Source organism: Lysobacter sp. 22409 (assembly GCF_052045105.1).
GTDB lineage: Bacteria > Pseudomonadota > Gammaproteobacteria > Xanthomonadales > Xanthomonadaceae > Lysobacter > Lysobacter antibioticus_B.
Genome location: NZ_JBQEOE010000110.1, coordinates 1 through 976, shown reverse-complemented (window position 1 = coordinate 976; position 976 = coordinate 1). Strand labels below are relative to the sequence as shown.

The following is a 976-nucleotide window of genomic DNA, read 5'->3' as shown; positions in this document are numbered from 1 at the left end:
TCGCCGGTGCCGTGACCGCCGCCGTCGATGACGTTGTTGAGCAGTGCGCCGTCGTTGAGCGTGAGCGTGTCGTCGCCCGCGGCGAGGCCGATCGTGCCGCTGCCGGCGACAGTGCCGGACACGTTCATCGTGTCGGCGCCGGCCGAGCCGGTGTAACTGCCGTCGACGTTCAAGGTGGCGCCGCTGGCGATCGTGCTGGTGACTGCACCGTCGATGCTGCCGGCAGCGCCGATGTCGAGGGTGCCGCCGTTGACGTTGACGGTGGTGAAGGCCGATGCCGCCGGGCCGTCGACGCTCAAGGTGCCGGTGTTGGTCTTGGTCAGGGTCTCGAAGTTGATTGCGCCGCCCAGGGTCGCGCTGCCGGCGAGATCGGCGACGAAGGTGTCGGTGCCTGCGCCGCCATCGATCGCATTGGCCAGCCCGGACAGGTCGGCGCCATCCTGGATGGTGAAGCTGTCGTCGCCGTCGAGCAGATCGAGGGTGCCGGCGCCGGCCACCGTACCGGCCACGGTGAAGCTGTCGTTACCGATGGTGCCGGTATAGCTGCCGTCCATTTGCAAGGTGCTGCCGGCGGCGACCGTGGTGGTCTGCGCGGCCACGCTGCCGCCCGCGGTCACGTTCAAGGTGCCCGCCGCGACGTTGACGGTGGTGAAGTCCGAACTCGCCGGGCCGTTGATGTTGAGCGTGCCGACGCCGGTCTTGCTCAGTGTCTCGAAGCCTTGCACTGCGCCGAGGTTGGCGATGGTCGCGATGTCGGTGTTGAAGGTGTCGTTGCCGACCCCGGCCGCGACCGTGCCGATGAGGTTGGTGCCGTCGTGGATGGTCAGGGTGTCGTCGCCGGCGCCCAGGTCGAAGACGCCACCCTGCGTGTCGAGAGTACCGCTCACATCCAGGATATCGCTGCCGTCGCCCAGATTGCCGGTGGCGAGCAGGCTCGCGCCGGCGGCCACGTTGACGGTGTTGGCGCCGGCGCTGC

1 protein-coding gene is annotated in these 976 nt (G+C 69.0%); it reads right to left on the bottom strand.

From position 1 onward, the window contains the following. The coding region (locus ACTJJK_RS23185; protein ID WP_440731369.1) for a beta strand repeat-containing protein at nucleotides 1-976 on the bottom strand (976 nt) is incomplete at both ends.